Source organism: Pseudomonas mucidolens, assembly GCF_900106045.1.
GTDB lineage: Bacteria > Pseudomonadota > Gammaproteobacteria > Pseudomonadales > Pseudomonadaceae > Aquipseudomonas > Aquipseudomonas mucidolens.
The window spans coordinates 5,146,812-5,168,231 of sequence record NZ_LT629802.1 but is presented as its reverse complement, the minus strand read 5'-3'; the positions used below and the strand labels follow the sequence as shown (position 1 = coordinate 5,168,231).

The window sequence follows — 21,420 nt, the reverse complement described above, 5'->3', positions numbered from 1 at the left end:
AGATTGCCGGGTCTTTGCTGCAATGAACAGCCCTGGAAGATGAATCGCGGGCACAAAAAAGCCGCTGGTCAGCGGCTTTTTCAGCGAAGATCGGTCAATTACAAACCGGACATCTTCTTGATGGCGCCCATCAGGTCTTCATCCGAGCAATCGGCGCAGGTACCTTTTGGTGGCATGGCGTTGATGCCGGTGATGGCCTTGGCCAGGATGCCGTCAAGGCCGCCCTGGTGGTCGGCGCGCTCTTTCCACGCGGCGGTGTCGCCAATTTTCGGCGCACCCAGCAGGCCGGTGCTGTGGCAGGCATTGCAATGCTTGGCAATGATCTCGTCCGGCGTTTTCGCGCCGCCGCCGCCCGCGGTCACCGCGACTTCCATCCCCTTGCACTCCTCGCCTTGAACACAGACCTTGCCGACGGGTTCAAGGCGCTTGGCAATCTCATCATTGGTCGCAGCCTGAGCGCTGACAGCCCAAAGGGCCAATACGGTTGCTGGTACAGCCAGCATTTTCATAATTAGGTTCACGCGTTCACCCTCATGGTGGCTATTCACGCCTGCGGCCACGGTTTCGCAGGCGGCGAAAGTATAACGGTTAGCCCGTCCCGCTGAAACAACCCTATTGTCCAAAGGGAGATTCAGCATGACGGAATACAGCTACGGACACCTCTGCAAGGTAGGCAGGGCGCCTCTTTTACTAAAAGTTCGCGGGCGTGGCTGCGCTGATTAGTCGCGCCGGCACGTCGAACGGATTGCGGAAACGGTGAGGCTTGGTGCTTTCAAAGTAGTAGCTATCGCCGGCTTCGAGCACAAAAGTTTCGAGACCGACCACCAGCTCCAGGCGACCTTCCAGCAAAATCCCGGTCTCCTCGCCTTCGTGGGTGAGCATTTCATCACCGGTATCGGCACCCGGCGGGTAGATTTCGTTGAGAAACGCGATCGCCCGGCTGGGATGCGCCCGGCCCACCAGTTTCATGGTCACCGCGCCATCGGAGATATCGATCAGCTCATTGGCTTTATAGACGATCTGGGTCGGTTTTTCCTGGAGGATTTCTTCGGAAAAGAATTCGACCATGGACATCGGAATGCCGCCCAGCACCTTGCGCAAGGAACTGATGGATGGGCTGACACTGTTTTTCTCGATCATCGAAATGGTGCTGTTGGTGACGCCCGCACGCTTGGCGAGTTCACGCTGGGAAAGACCTTTCAGTTTACGGATGGATTGCAGTCGTTCGCCGACGTCCAATGCGGGAGCCTCCTAGGATTCAGGCTTTGTTGTAATTGAGCGTTATCATGGCGACAGCGTTCAGTATTTACAACACTTTGACCTGAATCCCGGCCAACGTCGTTGGTCGACAGCGGCTAAGTGCCGGAATAGACGCGTGGTACTCGGCGCAGATTGCAAAAAATCTGATACGGGATGGTGTCGGCCGCCGTGGCGACATCGCTGGCGAGGACGTTTTTGCCCCATAACTCGACCGTCGATCCAAGGCCCGCCTGCGGAACATCGGTCAGGTCGATACACAGCATGTCCATCGATACCCGGCCCAGCAACCGACTCCGCTGACCGGCAACCAGCACCGGCGTGCCGGTCGGTGCGTGACGCGGATAACCGTCCGCATAGCCCATGGCGACGACGCCGACGCGCATCGGTTTCTCGGTCACGAACCGAGCGCCATAACCGACCGGTTCGCCGGCCGGCAGCTCGCGCACGCAGATGACTTTCGACTCCAGGGTCATCACGGGCTGCAAACCTGCGGCAATGGCCTGATTCTCGCCAAATGGCGTGGCGCCGTAGAGCATGATTCCCGGACGCACCCAATCGCTGGACACGCTCGGCCAGCCCATCACCGACGGCGAATTACGCAGGCTGACCTCGGCCACCAGGCCCTGGCGCGCCGCTTCAAACACCGCAACCTGTTCATCGCTACGCGTGGAGTCCAACTCATCGGCGCGGGCAAAATGACTCATCAACACAATCTTCGCCACTTTGCCGCTGGCCAGCAGGCGCTGGTAAGCGTCGTGATAATCCTTGGGGTGCAGCCCGACACGGTGCATGCCCGAGTCCAGTTTGAGCCAGACCGTAAGCGGCTTGCTCAGGGATGCGTGCTCAATCGCCTCCAACTGCCACAGCGAATGCACCACGCACCAGAAGTCATGCTCGTTGATCAACGGCAGTTCGTCTGCCTCGAAAAAACCTTCCAGCAGCAGGATCGGCCCGCCAATTCCCGCCGCCCGCAACTCCAGCGCTTCCTCGATACACGCCACGGCAAATCCGTCAGCCTCGGCCTCCAACGCCTGGGCCACGCGCACGGCACCATGACCATAGGCGTCCGCCTTGATCACGGCGAGCGCCTTGGCTCCCGTAAGTTGACGCGCCAATTGGTAGTTGTGGCGCAGGGCTTGAAGATCGATCAGGGCACGGGCTGGGCGCATAACGGCAGACTTCTAGGCGGCTGGGGGAAGAAAAAACCGGCGCCGACTGCAACAGCGGCGCCGCAAGAGGGCGTGTATTTACGGCAGGGCTGCCACGACGGACAGTTCCACCAGGATTTGCGGTTCGCACAGTTTCGACTCAACCGTGGCACGGGCCGGGGCGACACCTTTTGGCAGCCACTTGTCCCATACCGCGTTCATTCCGGCAAAGTCGGCGTCGATGTCTTTCAGGTAGATCGTCACCGAGAGCAGACGGGTCTTGTCGGTACCGGCCAGGTTCAGCAGGCGCTCGATATTGGACAGGGTTTCGCGGGTCTGCTGTTCAATCCCGGCACTCAGGTCGTCGCCGACTTGTCCTGCCAGGTACACGGTACCGCTGTGGACAACGATCTGGCTCATGCGCTCATTGGTGAGCTGGCGCTGGATTGACATGCTTTGCAGACTCCTGTGGTTGGCCGTAACGGGAAATATCGAGGCCTTCGGCGCTGATTTGCGGGGTTTTCTTCGCCATCAGATCCGCCAGCAGACGGCCAGAGCCGCAGGCCATGGTCCAACCGAGGGTACCGTGGCCGGTGTTCAAAAACAGGTTTTTGAACGGCGTAGCACCGACAATCGGGGTGCCGTCCGGTGTGGTCGGCCGCAGCCCGGTCCAGAAACTGGCCTGGGACAGATCACCGCCCTGAGGATAAAGGTCGTTGACGATCATCTCCAGGGTTTCACGCCGACGCGGGTTCAGCGACAGGTCAAAACCGGCTATTTCAGCCATGCCGCCGACACGGATGCGGTTGTCGAAACGGGTGATCGCCACCTTGTAGGTTTCATCCAGAATGGTCGAGTTCGGTGCCATTGCACCATTGGTGATCGGCACGGTCAGCGAATAACCCTTGAGCGGGTACACCGGTGCCTTGATCCCCAGCGGCTTGAGCAACTGCGGCGAATAACTGCCAAGCGCCAGCACGTAACGGTCGGCGGTTTCCAGCTTGCCGTCGATCCACACACCGTTGATACGGTCGCCCGCGTAGTCGAGGCGCTGGATATCCTGCTCGAAACGGAATTCAACGCCCAACTGGATGGCCATTTCCGCCAGGCGCGTGGTGAACATCTGGCAGTCACCTGTCTGATCGTTCGGCAGGCGCAAGGCACCGGCCAGGATACCGGTGACGCTGGCCAGGGCCGGCTCGACGCGAGCAATACCCGCACGGTCGAGCAGTTCAAAAGGAACGCCGGATTCGCGCAACACCGCGATGTCCTTGGCGGCGCCATCCAACTGGGCCTGGGTGCGGAACAGTTGGGTGGTGCCCAGGCTGCGGCCTTCGTAGGAGATGCCGGTTTCGCTGCGCAGTTCGTCGAGGCAGTCACGGCTGTACTCGGACAGGCGCACCATGCGCTCCTTGTTCACCGCATAACGGCTGGCGGTGCAGTTGCGCAGCATCTGCGCCATCCACAGGTATTGGTCGATGTCGGCGGTGGCCTTGATAGCCAGGGGCGCATGCCGCTGCAGCAGCCATTTGATGGCTTTGAGCGGCACACCCGGGGCCGCCCATGGCGAAGCGTAGCCTGGCGAGACCTGGCCGGCGTTGGCGAAGCTGGTCTCCATGGCAACCGCCGGCTGACGGTCGACCACGACCACCTCGAAACCGGCCCGCGCCAAGTAGTAGGCACTCGCCACACCAATGACACCGCTACCCAAGACCAAAACGCGCATTTTTATACCCTCATCACGGCCTGTCCGCTGACGTTTGTTGTTCAGCACAAAGATGCCCGCAGTATAAAAAGCAATCGCCAGTGCATTTCACTATATAAATGCCTATATTTGGCGACAATTCTCGGCAAATACCTGTTCCACGGAGGAGCATCCCCTATGCGAACCAACACCCAGACCAAGCGCGAGCTGGACAAGATTGATCGCAATATCCTGCGCATCTTGCAGGCAGACGGCCGGATTTCGTTTACCGAGCTGGGAGAGAAAGTCGGCTTGTCGACCACGCCCTGCACCGAACGCGTCCGGCGCCTGGAGCGCGAGGGGATCATCATGGGCTACAACGCCCGACTCAATCCGCAACACTTGAAGGGTAGTCTGCTGGTGTTCGTCGAGATCAGCCTCGACTACAAATCCGGCGATACCTTTGAAGAGTTCCGACGGGCCGTACTGAAACTGCCCCATGTGCTGGAATGCCACCTGGTCTCAGGGGACTTCGATTATCTGGTGAAGGCCCGGATTTCCGAGATGGCCTCGTACCGCAAATTGCTGGGCGACATTTTGCTCAAGCTGCCCCATGTGCGGGAGTCCAAGAGCTATATCGTGATGGAAGAGGTGAAGGAAAGTCTGAATCTGCCAATCCCGGATTGAGCCAGCGGCCCGCCGCACAGTGCCGAGATCCCGCCTAGACCAACACCTGCCGGGTGCTCGCCATGTAGTCATGGATCTGCTTTTCCACCCGCGGATGGATCAGCTCCACCGGACGCCGGCCATTGGGGCAAGGCAAGCTGGGTGTGGTGCCGAACAGCCGGCAAATCAACGGTCGCTCGTCATACACCGTGCAGCCGTCGGGCCCCAGGTGTACGCAGTTCAGTTGGTCCATGGCCGCTTCCTGCTCTGCCGCCGTCTTGCGCGGCAGGCGCGACATTTCCTCTGGGGACGTGGTTACCGGCCCACAGCAGTCATGGCAACCCGGCACACACTCGAATGAAGGAATCTGCCGACGCAGCGTGCTGATCTTTTGCCTGTTGCAACTCATCGAACCACATACCGAACGGCGAATAAGCGTGAATTCTGCCTTAAAAACCCACGATGAGACAGCATCGTCCGACCGCTGTATCCTGCGTCAAATTTTCCAGACACGGATGCTTCCCATGACTGCCAGCGCCCGGCACACCGCTTCGTACTACGCCGCCAGCAGCCTGCCTCAACCCGATTACCCGGCGTTGACGGGCGAGGTGGTGGTCGATGTGTGCGTGATCGGCGGCGGGTTTTCTGGGCTCAACACCGCACTGGAGTTGGCCGAGCGAGGCTTTAGCGTAGCGCTGCTGGAAGCCCGCAAGATCGGTTGGGGGGCCAGCGGACGCAACGGTGGGCAGTTGATCCGTGGCGTCGGCCATGGCCTGGACCAGTTCGCCAAGCTGATCGGCGCCGACGGCGTGCGGGAGATGAAGCTGATGGGCCTGGAAGCCGTGGAAATCGTACGCCAGCGGGTCGAGGACTTTCAGATCGACTGCGACCTGAGGTGGGGCTACTGCGACCTGGCCAACAAACCCCGCGACCTCGAAGGCCTGGCCGCCGACGCCGAAGAACTGCGCAGCTTGGGCTATCGCCATGAACTGCGCCTGCTGCAAGCTGGGCAAATGCGCAGCGTGATTGGCTCCGACCGCTACGTCGGCGGCATGATCGACATGGGCTCCGGCCACTTGCACCCGCTCAACCTGGCCCTCGGTGAGGCCGCCGTGGCGCAGCAATTGGGGGTGAAGCTGTTTGAACAGTCAGAAGCACTGCGTATCGACTACGGCCCTGAAATCAAGATTCACACCGCCCACGGCTGCGTGCGCGCCAACACCCTGGTGCTGGCGTGCAATGCCTACTTGAATGGCCTCAACCCGCACCTCAGTGGCAAGGTCCTGGCCGCCGGCAGCTACATCATCGCCACCGAGCCGTTGAGCGAAGCGCAAGCCGCCGACCTGCTGCCGCAGAACATGGCGGTGTGTGACCAGCGGGTGACCGTGGATTACTTCCGGCTTTCGGCAGACCGACGCTTGCTGTTCGGCGGCGCCTGCCATTATTCGGGGCGAGACCCGAAGGACATTGGCGCCTATATGCGACCGAAGATGCTCCAAGTCTTCCCGCAACTGGCCGACGCCAGAATCGACTATCAGTGGGGGGGCATGATCGGCATCGGCGCCAACCGCCTGCCGCAGATTGGTCGTTTGGCGGACCAGCCCAATGTGTACTTCGCTCAGGCCTACGCCGGTCATGGCCTCAACGCCACTCACCTGGCGGGCAAGCTGCTGGCGGAAGCCATCGGCGGCCAGCAAAGCGGACGCTTCGATTTGTTTGCCCAGGTGCCGCACATCACCTTCCCCGGCGGCAAACACTTGCGTTCGCCGCTCTTGGCACTGGGCATGCTCTGGCACCGCTTGAAAGAACTGCTCTGAATCAGCCGCGCCAGAACGGTTTCAAACCTTCCTGGCGCGCCTGTTCGGTATCCAGGCCAATATCGCGCAATTGCTCCTGGGTCAGTTCAAGCAACGCCTTGCGGGTTTGCCGCCGCCGCCAGAACAGTGACCAGCCGCTGGTCACCCTGGGCGCCAGACCCGCCGTCGTCCGTTGCTGCCCGGCTTCCAGCTCCTGACTCTGCAACACCAGCCGCACATCGTTCAAACCGCTCATCATCCTGCCCCTCATTTGCCTGTTGCGATGAGTCACCAGAATGAACCGCTGCGCAAAACCATTACAGATTCAACCTTCCGTTATTAAATCCATACAGACACTGCCTATCCTGCCCTGAATCCTGTATTTTCGCTCTATCTGTACTGGTCACTCAGGAGCGACCACCATGACTCTCTACGTCAACCTCGCCGAACTGTTGGGCACACGTATCGAACAGGGCTTCTATCGCCCTGGCGACCGGCTGCCCTCGGTACGGGCGTTGAGTATCGAGCACGGGGTCAGCCTGAGTACCGTGCAGCAGGCCTATCGCGTGCTGGAAGACCACGGCCTGGCGACACCAAGACCCAAGTCCGGCTACTTCGTCCCGGCAGGCCGCGAGCTGCCCGCCCTGCCCGCAGTGGGGCGTCCGGCGCAGCGGCCGGTGGATATTTCCCAATGGGATCAGGTGCTGGAGCTGATACGCGCGGTACCGCGCAAAGATGTCATACAGCTGGGACGAGGCATGCCCGATGTACTGTCACCGACCCTCAAGCCCCTGCTCCGCAGCCTGGCGCGGGTCAGTCGACGCCAGGACCTGCCGGGCCTGTACTACGACAATATCTACGGCTGTATGGAACTACGCGAACAAATTGCCCGACTGTCTTTGGATTCCGGCTGCCAGCTCGACGCCCAGGACATCGTGATTACCACCGGCTGCCACGAAGCCTTGTCGGCCAGCATCCATGCAATTTGCGAACCGGGCGATATTGTCGCAGTGGATTCACCCAGCTTCCATGGCGCCATGCAGACGCTCAAGGGCCTGGGCATGAAAGCCCTGGAGATTCCCACCGATCCACTGACCGGCATCAGTCTCGAAGCCCTGGAACTGGCCCTGGAACAATGGCCGATCAAGGTCATTCAACTCACGCCCAACTGCAACAATCCCTTGGGCTACATCATGCCGGAAGCCCGTAAACGCGCGTTACTGACATTGGCCCAACGCTTTGACGTGGCGGTCATCGAAGACGATGTGTATGGCGAACTGGCCTACAGCTACCCTCGTCCGCGCACCATTAAATCCTTCGACGAGGACGGTCGCGTCCTGCTCTGCAGTTCGTTCTCGAAAACCCTCGCCCCAGGCCTGCGGATCGGTTGGGTAGCCCCCGGCCGCTATCTGGAGCGGGTGCTGCACATGAAATACATCAGCACGGGTTCGACCGCCACCCAACCCCAGATCGCGATTGCCGAATTCCTGCAAAATGGACATTTCGAACCCCATTTACGGCGGATGCGCACCCAATACCAGCGTAATCGCGACGTGATGCTCGACTGGGTCAGCCGCTATTTCCCGGCCGGCACCCGCGCCAGTCGCCCTCAAGGCAGCTTCCTGCTGTGGGTCGAACTGCCAGAGGGCTTTGACACCCTGAAGCTCAATCGCGCGCTGCTCGAGCAAGGTGTGCAGATTGCCGTCGGCAGTATTTTTTCCGCCTCCGGGAAATACCGTAATTGCCTGCGAATGAACTACGCTGCCAAGCTGACGCCGCAGATTGAAGAGGCGGTGCGCAAGGTCGGCGCGGTCGCGACCCGCATGCTGGCCGAGGAACAGGGTGCGGACTGACCTTTCGCGCAAAATAGCCGTCATATATCGACAACTGCCTTGATTCGGAACCCACAGACTTGATGAGCCAGCGGCTTTTAGCGTTTTTCCTGTCGGGATTACTGAGCCTGGGCGGTTGCGCCAGCCTAAGCACGCCACGCGAGCCCAGCCAGGCTTTGTCCGCGACAGCTTCTTCCTTCGGCCGCTCGATCCAGGCCCAGGCCGCGCCTTACCAAGGTCGCTCAGGGTTTCGCCTGCTGTCCGATAGCAGTGAAGCGTTCATGGCCCGGGCCGAACTGATTCGCAACGCCCAGACCAGCCTCGACCTGCAGTACTACATTGCCCACGACGGCATCAGCACCCGTATGCTGGTGGACGAGTTGCTCAAGGCCGCCGACCGGGGCGTACGTGTGCGCATCCTGCTGGACGACACCACCAGCGACGGACTCGACCAGGTCATCGCGACCCTGGCCGCACATCCGCAGATCCAGATTCGCTTGTTCAATCCACTGCATCTGGGCCGCAGCACGGGCGTGACCCGCGCCATCGGCCGGCTGTTCAACCTGTCGCGCCAACACCGGCGCATGCACAACAAATTGTGGCTGGCCGACAACAGCGTGGCGATTGTCGGCGGGCGCAATCTGGGCGATGCGTATTTTGATGCCGAGCCCAACCTGAATTTCACCGATATCGACATGCTCAGCGTCGGCCCGGTGGCCGAGCAACTGGGGCACAGCTTCGATCAATACTGGAACAGTGCGCTCAGCAAACCCATCGGCCAATTCATCTCCAGCAAGTCCTCGCAGGATTTGGCGGTGGTCCGTGCGCAACTGGAAGACTCCCTTGCCCAGTCCCGCCAGCAAAACCACGTGCTGTATAACCGCCTGAGGACCTACCAGACCCAGCCGCGCATGGATCTCTGGCGCCGCGAGCTGATCTGGGCCTGGAACCAGGCGCTGTGGGATGCGCCGAGCAAAGTCCTGGCCAAGGCTGATCCCGACCCGCAACTGTTGCTGACCACCCAGTTGGGACCCGAACTGGAAGGTGTCAGCCAGGAGCTGATGATGATTTCAGCGTACTTCGTTCCCGGCGAACCCGGCTTGCTGTACCTGACCGGTCGGGCCGACGCCGGCGTGGCGGTCAGCCTGCTGACCAATGCCCTGGAAGCCACCGACGTGCCGGCCGTGCATGGCGGCTACGCACCGTATCGCAAGGCGCTGCTTGAGCACGGAGTGAAACTCTACGAACTGCGCCGCCAACCAGGCGATGGCGGCGGCAGTGGCCCGCACCTGCTGGGCAGTCGCTCACTCCAGGGTTCGGACTCCAGCCTGCATAGCAAGGCAATGATCTTTGATCGAAAGAAATCGTTTATCGGCTCCTTCAACTTCGATCCGCGCTCGGTACTGTGGAACACCGAAGTCGGGGTGCTGGTGGACAGCCCGGAACTTGCCGAACATGTGCGCAACCTGGCCCTGCAAGGCATGGCGCCAGCCTTGAGCTATGCAGCGAAATTGCAGGAGGGCCACGTGGTATGGGTCACCGAGGATGACGGCCAATTACACACCCTGACCCGTGAGCCTGGCACGTGGTGGCGCCGCTTCAATGCCTGGTTTGCCACCACGGTCGGGCTGGAGCGCATGCTTTAAGCCGGCTGCACGGCGCCGAATGCGCCCTGGCGCAACAACAGAATCACCAGGCCCAAAGCGCCCGCCGCCATCAGTAACGGCAACGCGTGCCCACTGATCCACTGACTGCCGGCACCCGCCACCAGCGGCCCGACCAGACAGCCAATCCCCCACAGCTGGGCGATATGGGCGTTGGCCCGCACCAGCGCGTCGTCGCGGTAACGCTCGCCGATCAGAATCAGCGACAAGGTGAACAACCCCCCGGCACTGGCGCCGAACAACACCCATACTGGCCAGATCAGCAGCGTATCCAACAACAATGGAATCGCCAGGCTGGAAGCCAGCAGCAACACCGCGCAGGTGAGAAACAAGGAGCGCCGGGGCAGGTAATCCGCCAGCGCGCCTATCGGTAATTGCAGCAACGCATCACCCACTACCACGGTACTGACCATTGCCAAGGCAATTTCGGCGGTGAAACCCTGCCGCAGGCAATACACCGGCAACAACGTGAGAATCATCGCCTCGAAAGCCGCGAACAACGCCACCGCCCAGGCAATCGCCGGCAAGCCCCGGCAGAACCGCAACAGGTCGCCAAACGTCACGCTGAAAGCCTCGGCAGTCGGCGCACCGGAACGCCCGAGCAACAGCACCGGCGAGACGATCAGCAACCCCGCGCCGACCCAGAAGCCAAGGTCATTGCCGGTGCCGAGGACGCCCAGCAGCAACGGGCCGGACAGCTGGCTCAAGGCATAACTGCAGCCATACAGCGCCACCAGGCGGCCACGCCATTGCTCTACCACCAGTTGGTTGATCCAGCTCTCACCCAGAACGAACACAATGGTCAGGATCACCCCGATCATCAGCCGCAGTGCCAGCCACACGGGATAGCTGGGCAGCACCGCAAGCAAACCGATGGAAATCGCCCCCGCCCACAGACACAGGCGCATCAGATTCGCCGTGCCGAGGTGCGCAGCCAGGCGGCTGGACACCTTGGCCCCGAGCAAGACGCCGAAGGCCGGCATCGCCGCCATCACACCGATGGCGAAGCTGCCATAACCCCAGCTTTCGAGGCGCAGCGACACCAGCGGCATGCTCACGCCCAAGGCCAGGCCGACGCTCAGCACTGAGGAAAGAACGGCGAAGTAAGTCGCCCAACGCATGCTCCACGCTCCTGTGGATTATTTCCAGATCACACAAAACAGTGTGGGAGCGGGTTTGCTCGCGAAGGTGGTGGGTCAGTCAATACATGTGCTGACTGAAACCCCGCCTTCGCGAGCAAGCCCGCTCCCACATTGGATCGACTACGACTTGAGCCCTGAGTCCGGACTTACAACTTGATCCAGGTCGCCTTCAGCTCGGTGTATTTGTCGAACGCATGCAGCGACTTGTCACGGCCATTACCCGATTGCTTGAAGCCACCAAACGGTGCAGTCATATCGCCGCCGTCATACTGGTTGACCCACACGCTGCCTGCGCGCAGGGCCTTGGCGGTCAGGTGGGCCTTGGAGAGGTCGGAGGTCCATACCGCGGCAGCCAGACCGTATGGCGTGTCATTGGCGATCGCCACGGCTTCTTCGGCGTTGTCGAAGGTGATCACCGAGAGTACCGGACCGAAGATTTCTTCCTGGGCAATTTTCATCGCATTAGTCACACCGTCGAAAATCGTCGGTTCAACGTAAGTGCCTCCGGTATCTTCCAAGGTACGCTTGCCGCCGGCTACCAACTTGGCGCCATCGGCATGCCCGGCTTCGATGTACGACAGCACGATGTTCATCTGCTGGGTGTCCACCAACGCACCGACGTTGGTGGCCGGGTCCAGCGGATTGCCAGGTTTCCAGCCCTTGAGGGCTTCGATCACCAATGGCAGGAAGGTGTCCTTGATGGAACGCTCTACCAGCAGGCGCGAGCCCGCGGTGCAGACTTCACCCTGGTTGAAAGCAATCGCGCCCGCGGCGGACTCAGCGGCAGCTTGCAGATTCGGCGCATCGGCAAATACGATGTTCGGGCTCTTGCCACCCGCCTCCAGCCAGACGCGTTTCATGTTCGATTCGCCGGAGTAAATCATCAATTGCTTGGCGATCTTGGTGGAACCGGTGAACACCAGGGTGTCGACGTCCATATGCAGCGCCAACGCCTTGCCCACGGTATGACCATAGCCCGGCAGGACGTTGAGCACGCCTTTGGGGATACCGGCCTCGACCGCCAGGGTCGCGATGCGGATGGCCGTCAGCGGGGATTTTTCGGACGGCTTGAGGACCACCGAATTGCCGGTGGACAGCGCAGGCCCCAGCTTCCAGCAGGCCATCATCAGCGGGAAGTTCCACGGCACAATGGCAGCAACCACGCCCACCGGTTCACGGGTCACCAACCCCAACTGATCATGGGGCGTCGCGGCGACTTCGTCGTAAATCTTATCGATGGCTTCACCGCTCCAGCTCAGGGCTCGGGCAGCGCCGGGGATATCAATCCCCAGGGAATCGCCGATCGGCTTACCCATGTCCAGGGTTTCCAGCAGCGCCAGCTCTTCGGCGTTGGCATTGAGCAACGCGGCAAAACGGATCATGGTGGCCTTGCGCTTGGCCGGCGCCAAGCGCGACCAGACACCGGAATCAAAGGTGGCGCGAGCGTTTTCAACCGCGCGCTGGGCGTCGGCAGCGTCACAGCTGGCAACGTTGGTCAGCAAACGCCCGTCCACCGGGCTGATGCATTCGAACGTGTCGCCGGAAACGGCGGTGGTGTATTCGCCATTGATGTAGGCGCGACCTTCGATCTTCAGGTCCTTGGCGCGTTGTTCCCAGTCGGCACGGGTCAGGGTGGTCATGCGAGTGTCCTCCTCTTATTGAATGAAGCGTCCGGGGTATCCCCAGGCGCCTTCAAAGAATGCTTGCCCGGCCAGCCATCTGTTCGGCTCAAGGCACCCTCCACCCTAAACCAGCCGCCAGGGATGTTTCAATATATTTGACATAACGACGGCAAACACCCTTGCGATGTTCATTTTAATAAACATAGACTTTGGCTCTACAACCACGGGCCTAGACGGGACACGCACATGAGCATTCAAACCATCGTCGACTTCAGCCAAGCCGCCACCGCCGCCGAACGCTACAGCCCCGCCGCGGAGAAGATCCTCAAGGGCGATCCGCAACAAACCGTCTACAACCATTACAACAGCCCGTGCGGCCAGATGAACGCCGGCGTCTGGGAAGGTGAAGTCGGACAATGGAAAGTGAACTACACCGAGCACGAGTACTGCGAAATCGTCCAGGGCGTTTCGGTGTTGCGCGATGTCGACGGGAATGCCAAGACCTTACGCGCCGGTGACCGGTTTGTAATTCCAGCCGGTTTCAGCGGTACCTGGGAGGTGCTGGAAACCTGCCGCAAGATCTACGTGATATTCGAAAGCAAGGCCTGATCAAAACCCCATTGAGCGCTGTGATGAGGGAGGGCTTGTCCTGTGGCGAGGGGGCTTGTCCCCCGTTGGGCTGCGCAGCAGCCCCCAAAAGGTCTCCCCCCGATCCTCCAGTCAAAACGGGGTGACAGGTTTCAGGGCTGCTGCGCAGCCCAACGGGGGACAAGCCCCCTCGCCACAAGGTTTACTCAGGCTTAATTGAAGCGGCAGCGTTCGCTCGATAAGGGCTTTTTTGAAGACAAAAAAAACCCGCATCGTGAGATGCGGGTTTTTTTCACAAGAAAGAAAACCAATTACTTGATTTTGCCTTCTTTGTAGATCACGTGCTTGCGAACGCGCGGGTCGAACATTTTCTTTTCGAGCTTGTCCGGGGTAGTACGCTTGTTCTTGTCGGTAGTGTAGAAGTGACCAGTACCGGCGCTAGAGATCATTCGAATCAATTCACGCATGATATAGCTCCTTAGATTTTGCCGTCGCGGCGCAGTTCAGCGAGCACGACAGTGATGCCACGCTTGTCGATGATGCGCATGCCTTTGGCAGATACGCGCAGACGGACAAAACGTTTCTCTTCTTCAACCCAGAAGCGGTGATGCTGCAGGTTTGGCAGGAAACGACGACGGGTTTTGTTGTTTGCGTGGGAAATGTTATTCCCAGTCACCGGACCCTTACCGGTAACTTGACAGACTCTCGACATGCCTCAGCCCTCTAAACCTCATGCCCAACCCGGCATGGGTTGGCCGCTTAATCTCTCAGTCATTTGGCGCCAGGCGCCGCGTTTCTTTAAGGGTCTTACCGGCTACACCTACAAGCGAAGGAACCGGGCCCCTAGAAAAGAGCGCTGCTTTATACCAGAAAGACCCCAGTGCAACAACAACCCGTGTGTATTTCCTGGGCTAAATCGTGCCTGCAAAGGCCTGAACCGCCGCAACAACGGGGCCCAGTGCAAATTCACCGCTCGTCGCACCGAATCATTTACCGAGCCAACGCGCACCGCAAAGTGCCGGGCCAAAAGACGTGAGGCGTCATCAAAACAGCATTTGCCGCAAAAGCACAGCCAAAAATGGGCTAGTCATTTTCCAACCAGCCTACTACGGTAGGACTTTTCCAGACTGCACTCGCAGATGGGCCTTCGATCTGCAAAGGAAACCGAATATGCGCCTCGCAGCCCTACCGCTATTGCTCGCCCCTCTTTTTATTGCGCCGCTGGCGCAGGCGGCCACCACCTTGAGTGTCTGCACCGAGGCCAGCCCCGAAGGGTTCGATGTGGTGCAGTACAACTCGCTGACCACCACCAACGCTTCGGCGGATGTGCTGATGAATCGCCTCGTGGAGTTCGACGCCGCCACCGCGACGCTGGTCCCCAGTCTCGCCGACAGCTGGGAAGTCTCGGCGGATGGCCTGACCTACACCTTCGCGTTGCACCCGGACGTCAAATTCCACCGCACCGGCTATTTCAATCCGAGTCGTACCCTGACCGCTGAAGATGTGCGCTTCAGCTTCGAGCGCATGCTCGACCCAGCCAACCCATGGCACAAGATTGCCCAAAGCGGCTTCCCCCACGCCCAGTCCCTGCAACTGCCAGCGCTGATCAAGAAAATCGACGCGCTGGATCCGCTGACCGTGCGTTTTACCCTGGATCACGCCGACTCCACGTTCCTGGCGGCGCTGAGCATGGGCTTTGCTTCGATCTACTCGGCCGAATACGCCGAAAAATTGCTCAAGGCCGGCACTCCCGAAAAACTCAACAGCCAGCCTATCGGCACAGGCCCCTTCGTTTTCAGGCGTTTCCAGAAAGACGCAGTCATTCGCTACAAGGCCAACCCGAATTACTTCGCCGGCAAACCCGCGGTGGACAACTTGATCTTTGCCATCACCCCGGATGCCAATGTGCGCTTGCAGAAGTTGCGCCGTGACGAGTGCCAGATCGCCCTGTCGCCCAAACCGCTGGATATCGGCGAGGCCCGGCAGGACGCCGAGTTGAAGGTTGAAAAAACCGCCGCGTTCATGACCGCCTTTGTGGCGATCAACAGCCAGCACCCTCCACTGGACAAGCCCGAGGTTCGCCAGGCCATCAACCTGGCCTTCGACAAGAGCACTTACCTGAAAGCCGTATTTGAAGGAACTGCCGAAGCGGCCAACGGCCCTTATCCTTCCAGCACCTGGAGTTACGCCAAGGACCTGCCCGGTTATCCACAGGACGTTGCCAAGGCCAAGGCATTGCTGGAGCGCGCCGGACTCAAGGACGGTTTCAAGACCACGATCTGGACTCGGCCCTCAGGCAGCCTGCTGAACCCTAATCCGAACCTGGGCGCCCAATTGTTGCAAGCCGACCTGGCCAAGGTCGGCATTCAGGCCGAGATTCGCGTGATCGAGTGGGGCGAATTAATCCGCCGCGCCAAGGCCGGCGAGCATGACCTGCTGTTTATGGGCTGGGCCGGCGACAATGGCGACCCGGATAACTTCCTGACGCCGCAGTTCGCTTGCGCGGCAGTGAAGTCCGGCACCAACTTCGCCCGTTATTGCAACCCGACCCTGGACAAGTTGATCAGCGCGGGCAAAACCACCAACGAACAAGGTGTGCGCAGCAAGCTGTATCAGCAGGCCCAGACGCAAATCCAGCAGCAGGCGCTGTGGCTACCCTTGGCACACCCGACCGCCTTCGCCCTGACACGCAAGGAAGTCAAGGGCTACCAGGTCAGCCCCTTCGGTCGGCAGGATTTCTCCAAGGTCAGCCTCGAGCCATAAGCTGCAACCTAACTTGAGGCTTGCGGCTTATGGCTCGCCGCTGCCTCTCTACATCCACCCGTATTCAACCATCGACAGCGGGTCGCCGTCGCCCACGATAATATGATCGAGCACCCGCACATCCACCAACTCCAGGGCCCTTTGCATCTCCTTGGTCAATTTTCGATCAGCGAGACTCGGCTCAGTACTGCCCGAAGGGTGGTTGTGACACAAGATCAGCGCAGCGGCGTTGTAATCCAGGGCGCGCTTGACCACTTGCCGAGGGTAGACCGTGGCGCTGTCGATGGTGCCCTGGAACAGCTTCTCGAAACCCAGCACCCGATGTTTTGAATCGAGAAACAGACACCCGAACACTTCATGGGGCTCATGACGCAGCAGTGCCTTGAGGTAGTTACGCACAGCGACCGGACTTTCCAGGACCGAATCGTTGCGCAGGCGCTCGGCCATGTGGCGTCGGGCCATCTCCAGCACTGCCTGGAGCTGGGCGAATTTTGCCGGCCCCAGGCCCAAGTGCTGGCTGAACACGCTCTGCCTGGCATCCAGCAACGCACGCAAGCTGCCGAATTGCCCCAGCAAATAGCGTGCAAGGTCCACCGCACTCTTGCCGGACACCCCCGTACGCAAGAAGATCGCCAGCAATTCGGCGTCCGAAAGACTCGCCGCTCCCAACTCCAAAAGCTTCTCTCGTGGCCGCTCCGCCGCAGGCCAATCGCGAATACTCATAGCACCTCCGTATGCATGTACGCCGCTGTTGCAAGGCGGTCGCTGTGTTATCGTAGGCCCTCTTTTTTGCGTGCGATTTCTCCTGGGGAGGGGGGATCGCAACGCCATCACTGAACTGGAAAGGCAAGCCAATGCAGCGTCTGTATCGGAAACGCATCGTTCTCGGCGTCGGCGGCGGCATTGCCGCCTACAAGAGCGCAGAGCTGGTTCGCCGGCTTCTGGACCAGGGCGCGGAAGTGCGTGTGGTCATGACCCGTGGTGGCAGCGAATTCATTACGCCGTTGACCATGCAGGCACTGTCCGGCCATCCGGTGCACCTGGATCTGCTGGACCCTGCCGCCGAAGCAGCCATGGGCCATATCGAGCTGGCCAAGTGGGCCGACCTGGTGCTGATCGCGCCGGCGACCGCCGACCTGATCGCTCGCCTCGCCCAAGGCATTGCCGACGACTTGCTGACCACTCTGGTACTGGCGACCGACGCCACGGTCGCCATCGCCCCGGCGATGAATCAAGCCATGTGGCGCGACCCCGCCACCCAGGCCAACACCCAATTGCTGCAAAGCCGTGGCCTCAAGGTCTTCGGCCCGGCCTCCGGCAGCCAGGCCTGCGGCGATGTCGGCCTGGGCCGGATGCTTGAAGCCACCGACCTGGCGCTGTGTGCCGCGGAGTGCTTCCAGCACCTGGCGCTGACCGGCAAACACGTGTTGATCACCGCCGGCCCGACCCAGGAAAACATCGACCCGGTGCGCTACATCACCAACCATAGCTCAGGAAAAATGGGCTTTGCCCTGGCCGAAGCCGCGGTTGAGGCAGGCGCTCGCGTCACACTGATCACCGGCCCGGTGCATTTACCGACCCCGGATCGGGTCACGCGCATCGACGTGGTCAGCGCCCGGGACATGCTGGCGGCCTGTGAGGCAGCGATTCCCTGCGACCTGTTCATCGCTTCGGCAGCAGTGGCGGACTACCGCCCTGAAGTCGTTGCACCGCAAAAACTCAAGAAAGACCCTACAAGTGGCGACGGCCTGCTCCTGCAAATGGTCCGCAACCCGGACATTCTGGCGACCATCGCCACCCGTCCGGACCGCCCGTTCAGCGTCGGTTTCGCAGCCGAGACCGAACGCCTGCTGGACTACGCCGCACGCAAGTTGAAAGACAAAAACCTCGACCTGATCGTTGCCAATGATGTCGCCAACCCAAGCATCGGCTTCAACAGCGAGGAAAACGCCTGCAGCGTGATCGACCGAGCGCTGCACGCCACCCTTTTCGCCCAGACCAGCAAGGGCAAGATTGCCCGCCAACTGATCTCTTTTATCGCCCAACGGCTGAACCAGGTTTAATTTCCATGCACGCTTTGCAAGCCAAGATCCTCGACACCCGCCTCGGCACCGACTTCCCGCTGCCGGCCTACGCGACCCCAGGCTCCGCCGGGCTCGACCTGCGCGCCATGCTCAAAGAGGACCGCGTCCTCGAGCCAGGCCAGACCCTGCTGATCCCGACCGGCCTGTCGATTTACGTCGGCGACCCGGGTCTGGCCGCGCTGATCCTGCCGCGCTCCGGCCTGGGCCACAAACACGGCATCGTGCTGGGCAACCTGGTGGGCCTGATCGATTCCGACTACCAGGGCGAACTGATGGTGTCCTGCTGGAACCGTGGCCAAACTGCATTCAACATCGCCGTCGGTGAACGCATTGCACAACTGGTGCTGGTGCCGGTGGTGCAGGCACACTTCGAACTGGTGCAAGAATTTGACGAGACTCAGCGTGGCGCAGGCGGTTTCGGGCATTCCGGCAGCCACTGAATACGCTGAGACAGGCCGGGTGCCCGACCCGGCTTGCGGGCAACGCATCCCCCTCAAGGAAGACGAATAAGGCGTGCTGACCAGCGCGATTTTTGTTTAAAAATCAATGTATTAAATAGACAAAAAAGCTGTATTGCGGCGGCGATGGCACTTTTGCTCCACGAACTCTATGCCAGAAACACCGTCTTACCTTTCAGCCCGAGCCTGCTGTTCAGCAATATTCAGGCCTGCCCCGCACCGTATCGATGGAGTTTCCCAGTGATGAGCAACGCAGCCCACGTCGCACCGAGCTTTCCCGACAGCATTTTCCGCGCCTACGACATCCGTGGCGTCGTCCCGAAAACCCTGACCGCCGAAACCGCCTACTGGATCGGCCGCGCCATTGGTTCACAGAGCCTGGCTCAGGGCGAACCCAACGTGTCAGTGGGCCGCGACGGCCGCCTGTCGGGCCCGGAGTTGGTTGAACAGCTGATTCAGGGCCTGGCCGACAGCGGCTGCCATGTCAGCGATGTCGGCCTGGTGCCGACGCCTGCGCTGTACTACGCCGCCAACGTACTGGCTGGCAAGTCGGGCGTGATGCTCACCGGCAGCCACAACCCGTCGGACTACAATGGCTTCAAGATCGTAATCGCGGGCGACACCCTGGCCAACGAGCAGATCCAGGCGCTGCACACGCGCCTCAAGACCAATGACCTGACCAGCGGCGAAGGCAGCATCACCCGAGTCGATATTCTCCAGCGCTACTCGGATGAAATCACCGGCGACATCCAGCTCGAGCGTCGCCTGAAAGTGGTGGTGGATTGCGGCAACGGCGCGGCCGGTGTGATCGCCCCGCAACTGCTCGAAGCCCTGAACTGCGAAGTGATCCCACTGTTCTGCGAGGTTGACGGCAACTTCCCCAACCATCATCCGGATCCGGGCAAGCCTGAGAACCTGGTGGACCTGATCGCCAAGGTCGAAGAAGTCGGCGCCGATGTCGGCCTCGCGTTCGACGGCGACGGCGACCGTGTCGGCGTGGTGACCAACACCGGCAATATCGTGTTCCCGGACCGCTTGCTGATGCTGTTCGCCCGCGATGTGGTGGCGCGCAATCCCGGCGCCGAGATCATCTTCGACGTGAAATGCACCCGTCGCCTGACGCCACTGATCAAGGAATATGGTGGCCGCCCACTGATGTGGAAGACCGGTCACTCGCTGATCAAGAAAAAAATGAAGGAAACCGGCGCCCTGTTGGCCGGCGAAATGAGCGGCCACGTGTTCTTCAAGGAACGCTGGTTCGGTTTTGATGACGGCATTTACAGCGCCGCGCGCCTGCTGGAAATCCTCAGCAAGGAAAAATCCACGGCAGAAGCGCTGTTCCAGACCTTCCCGAATGATATTTCCACGCCGGAAATCAATATCCATGTGACCGAAGAGAGCAAATTCAGCATCATTGATGCACTGCACGATGCGCAATGGGGCGAAGGTGCCAGCCTGACCACCATTGATGGTGTGCGAGTCGATTATGCCGAAGGCTGGGGCCTGGTTCGCGCTTCCAACACCACACCGGTGCTGGTCCTGCGTTTCGAGGCGGATACCGAGGCCGAGTTGCAGCGCATCAAGGACGTGTTCCACGCCCAGTTGAAACGTGTTGCCCCTGATCTCCAATTACCGTTCTGATTTTTGCCCGGAGCCCTGAATGACCCTCGAACGCGAAGCCGCCGCCAATACCGCCAAGGTCCTTTCCGAAGCGTTGCCTTACATTCGACGCTATGTCGGCAAGACGCTGGTGATCAAGTACGGCGGCAACGCCATGGAAAGCGAAGAGCTGAAAACCGGCTTTGCCCGCGACATCGTGTTGATGAAAGCCGTCGGGATCAACCCCGTGGTGGTACACGGTGGCGGCCCGCAAATCGGCGATCTGCTCAAGCGCCTGTCCATTGAGAGTCACTTCATCGACGGCATGCGCGTTACCGATGCGCAGACCATGGACGTCGTGGAAATGGTCCTCGGCGGCCAGGTCAACAAGGACATCGTCAATCTGATCAACCGTCATGGCGGCAGCGCCATTGGCCTGACCGGCAAAGACGCGGAACTGATCCGGGCGAAGAAACTCACCGTCACCCGCCAGACGCCTGAAATGACCCAGCCGGAAATCATCGACATCGGCCAGGTGGGCGAAGTGATCGGGATCAACACCGACCTGCTGAACCTGTTGGTAAAAGGCGACTTCATTCCGGTCATCGCACCTATCGGCGTAGGCGCCAATGGCGAGTCCTACAACATCAACGCCGACCTGGTGGCCGGCAAAGTTGCCGAAGCACTGAAGGCCGAAAAGCTGATGCTGCTGACCAACATCGCCGGCCTGATGGACAAGGCGGGTCAGGTGCTGACTGGCTTGACCACCCAGCAGGTGGACGACCTGATCGCTGACGGCACCATCTACGGCGGCATGCTGCCGAAGATTCGTTGCGCACTGGAAGCGGTACAAGGCGGCGTCGGTAGCTCGTTGATCATCGATGGCCGGGTACCGAATGCGGTCCTGCTGGAAATCTTCACCGACACCGGCATGGGTACGCTGATCAGCAATCGCAAGCGTCCTTAAGCACAAAAGCCCCACCCTCTGTAGGAGCGAGCTTGCTCGCGAAAAACTTGAGGACGCCGCGCTTATCCAGAATAAACGCGGCATCGTTAACGTTCTTCGCGAGCAAGCTCGCTCTTACAGAAGGTGGGGCTTTTTATTGCTCGGCGC

21 protein-coding genes and 1 pseudogene are annotated in these 21,420 nt (G+C 60.4%); 10 read left to right on the top strand and 12 right to left on the bottom strand.

All coding sequences use genetic code 11. The features are described from left to right. Nucleotides 1–98 precede the first annotated feature (98 nt). The 5 genes from BLU75_RS23740 to dadA form a co-directional block, all read right to left on the bottom strand. Nucleotides 99–509, bottom strand: a complete 411-nt coding sequence (locus tag BLU75_RS23740; protein ID WP_084381287.1) for a c-type cytochrome — start codon at nucleotides 507–509, stop codon at nucleotides 99–101. Between the two features lie 181 nt (nucleotides 510–690). Beyond that, nucleotides 691–1,239: a cupin domain-containing protein gene (locus tag BLU75_RS23735; protein ID WP_084381286.1), complete on the bottom strand. Its 549-nt coding sequence runs from the start codon at nucleotides 1,237–1,239 to the stop codon at nucleotides 691–693. A 116-nt stretch (nucleotides 1,240–1,355) separates the two neighbouring features. Beyond that, nucleotides 1,356–2,429 (bottom strand): alanine racemase, encoded by a 1,074-nt coding sequence (gene alr, locus BLU75_RS23730; protein ID WP_084381285.1) that lies wholly within the window; start codon nucleotides 2,427–2,429, stop codon nucleotides 1,356–1,358. 78 nt (nucleotides 2,430–2,507) lie between these two features. After that, a complete protein-coding gene (locus BLU75_RS23725) occupies nucleotides 2,508–2,861 on the bottom strand; it encodes a RidA family protein (protein WP_084381284.1) in 354 nt (117 codons plus the stop codon). Next, nucleotides 2,833–4,134, bottom strand: coding sequence for a D-amino acid dehydrogenase (dadA, locus tag BLU75_RS23720; protein WP_084381283.1), 1,302 nt, complete (start codon nucleotides 4,132–4,134; stop codon nucleotides 2,833–2,835). The genes BLU75_RS23725 and dadA overlap by 29 nt, the downstream gene beginning before the upstream one ends. Nucleotides 4,135–4,290: 156 nt before the next feature. Between dadA and BLU75_RS23715 the strand changes: the two genes are divergently transcribed. Next, on the top strand, nucleotides 4,291–4,779 hold the full coding sequence (locus BLU75_RS23715; protein ID WP_003206849.1) for an Lrp/AsnC ligand binding domain-containing protein: 489 nt from the start codon (nucleotides 4,291–4,293) through the stop codon (nucleotides 4,777–4,779). A gap of 34 nt (nucleotides 4,780–4,813) precedes the next feature. Here the strand turns inward: BLU75_RS23715 and BLU75_RS23710 are convergent, their stop codons facing one another. Further along, the gene (locus BLU75_RS23710; protein WP_084381282.1) at nucleotides 4,814–5,167 is read right to left on the bottom strand and encodes a YkgJ family cysteine cluster protein; all 354 of its coding nucleotides are present in this window, start codon (nucleotides 5,165–5,167) and stop codon (nucleotides 4,814–4,816) included. A 115-nt stretch (nucleotides 5,168–5,282) separates the two neighbouring features. On the opposite strand from BLU75_RS23710, the gene BLU75_RS23705 reads away from it, so the two are divergent. Next, a complete protein-coding gene (locus tag BLU75_RS23705) occupies nucleotides 5,283–6,575 on the top strand; it encodes an NAD(P)/FAD-dependent oxidoreductase (protein ID WP_084381281.1) in 1,293 nt (430 codons plus the stop codon). Nucleotide 6,576: 1 nt separating this feature from the next. Here BLU75_RS23705 and BLU75_RS23700 read toward each other — a convergent pair whose 3' ends face one another. Further along, nucleotides 6,577–6,810 (bottom strand): DUF1127 domain-containing protein, encoded by a 234-nt coding sequence (locus BLU75_RS23700; protein WP_084381327.1) that lies wholly within the window; start codon nucleotides 6,808–6,810, stop codon nucleotides 6,577–6,579. Between the two features lie 166 nt (nucleotides 6,811–6,976). On the opposite strand from BLU75_RS23700, the gene BLU75_RS23695 reads away from it, so the two are divergent. After that, a complete protein-coding gene (locus tag BLU75_RS23695) occupies nucleotides 6,977–8,407 on the top strand; it encodes an aminotransferase-like domain-containing protein (protein WP_084381280.1) in 1,431 nt (476 codons plus the stop codon). 62 nt (nucleotides 8,408–8,469) lie between these two features. Further along, nucleotides 8,470–10,032 (top strand): phospholipase D family protein, encoded by a 1,563-nt coding sequence (locus BLU75_RS23690; RefSeq protein ID WP_084381279.1) that lies wholly within the window; start codon nucleotides 8,470–8,472, stop codon nucleotides 10,030–10,032. Here BLU75_RS23690 and BLU75_RS23685 read toward each other — a convergent pair. Then, on the bottom strand, nucleotides 10,029–11,171 hold the full coding sequence (locus BLU75_RS23685; RefSeq protein WP_084381278.1) for an MFS transporter: 1,143 nt from the start codon (nucleotides 11,169–11,171) through the stop codon (nucleotides 10,029–10,031). The two genes, BLU75_RS23690 and BLU75_RS23685, sit on opposite strands and share 4 nt — an antisense overlap. Nucleotides 11,172–11,338: 167 nt before the next feature. Then, a complete protein-coding gene (locus BLU75_RS23680; RefSeq protein WP_084381277.1) occupies nucleotides 11,339–12,832 on the bottom strand; it encodes an aldehyde dehydrogenase in 1,494 nt (497 codons plus the stop codon). A 228-nt stretch (nucleotides 12,833–13,060) separates the two neighbouring features. Between BLU75_RS23680 and BLU75_RS23675 the strand changes: the two genes are divergently transcribed. Beyond that, nucleotides 13,061–13,423 (top strand): cupin domain-containing protein, encoded by a 363-nt coding sequence (locus tag BLU75_RS23675; protein WP_084381276.1) that lies wholly within the window; start codon nucleotides 13,061–13,063, stop codon nucleotides 13,421–13,423. Between the two features lie 290 nt (nucleotides 13,424–13,713). On the opposite strand, the gene rpmG is transcribed toward BLU75_RS23675, so the two are convergent. After that, complete coding sequence (gene rpmG, locus BLU75_RS23670) at nucleotides 13,714–13,869, bottom strand: 50S ribosomal protein L33 (protein ID WP_003176906.1); 156 nt, start codon at nucleotides 13,867–13,869, stop codon at nucleotides 13,714–13,716. Between the two features lie 11 nt (nucleotides 13,870–13,880). After that, nucleotides 13,881–14,114 (bottom strand): 50S ribosomal protein L28, encoded by a 234-nt coding sequence (gene rpmB, locus BLU75_RS23665; protein ID WP_007920377.1) that lies wholly within the window; start codon nucleotides 14,112–14,114, stop codon nucleotides 13,881–13,883. Nucleotides 14,115–14,572: 458 nt separating this feature from the next. Between rpmB and BLU75_RS23660 the strand changes: the two genes are divergently transcribed. Next, nucleotides 14,573–16,165 (top strand): ABC transporter substrate-binding protein, encoded by a 1,593-nt coding sequence (locus BLU75_RS23660; RefSeq protein ID WP_084381275.1) that lies wholly within the window; start codon nucleotides 14,573–14,575, stop codon nucleotides 16,163–16,165. Between the two features lie 48 nt (nucleotides 16,166–16,213). On the opposite strand, the gene radC is transcribed toward BLU75_RS23660, so the two are convergent. Beyond that, nucleotides 16,214–16,888, bottom strand: coding sequence for a RadC family protein (radC, locus tag BLU75_RS23655; RefSeq protein WP_084381530.1), 675 nt, complete (start codon nucleotides 16,886–16,888; stop codon nucleotides 16,214–16,216). Between the two features lie 131 nt (nucleotides 16,889–17,019). On the opposite strand from radC, the gene coaBC reads away from it, so the two are divergent. The 4 genes and pseudogenes from coaBC (at nucleotide 17,020) to argB (ending at nucleotide 21,273) form a co-directional block, all read left to right on the top strand. After that, nucleotides 17,020–18,228: a bifunctional phosphopantothenoylcysteine decarboxylase/phosphopantothenate--cysteine ligase CoaBC gene (gene coaBC, locus BLU75_RS23650; protein ID WP_084381531.1), complete on the top strand. Its 1,209-nt coding sequence runs from the start codon at nucleotides 17,020–17,022 to the stop codon at nucleotides 18,226–18,228. A 5-nt stretch (nucleotides 18,229–18,233) separates the two neighbouring features. Further along, nucleotides 18,234–18,689 (top strand): dUTP diphosphatase, encoded by a 456-nt coding sequence (gene dut / locus BLU75_RS23645; RefSeq protein ID WP_084381532.1) that lies wholly within the window; start codon nucleotides 18,234–18,236, stop codon nucleotides 18,687–18,689. 255 nt (nucleotides 18,690–18,944) lie between these two features. Then, a pseudogene (locus tag BLU75_RS23640) lies at nucleotides 18,945–20,348 on the top strand (phosphomannomutase/phosphoglucomutase); the annotation flags it as partial. 19 nt (nucleotides 20,349–20,367) lie between these two features. Beyond that, complete coding sequence (gene argB, locus BLU75_RS23635; protein WP_084381534.1) at nucleotides 20,368–21,273, top strand: acetylglutamate kinase; 906 nt, start codon at nucleotides 20,368–20,370, stop codon at nucleotides 21,271–21,273. Nucleotides 21,274–21,420 lie beyond the last annotated feature (147 nt).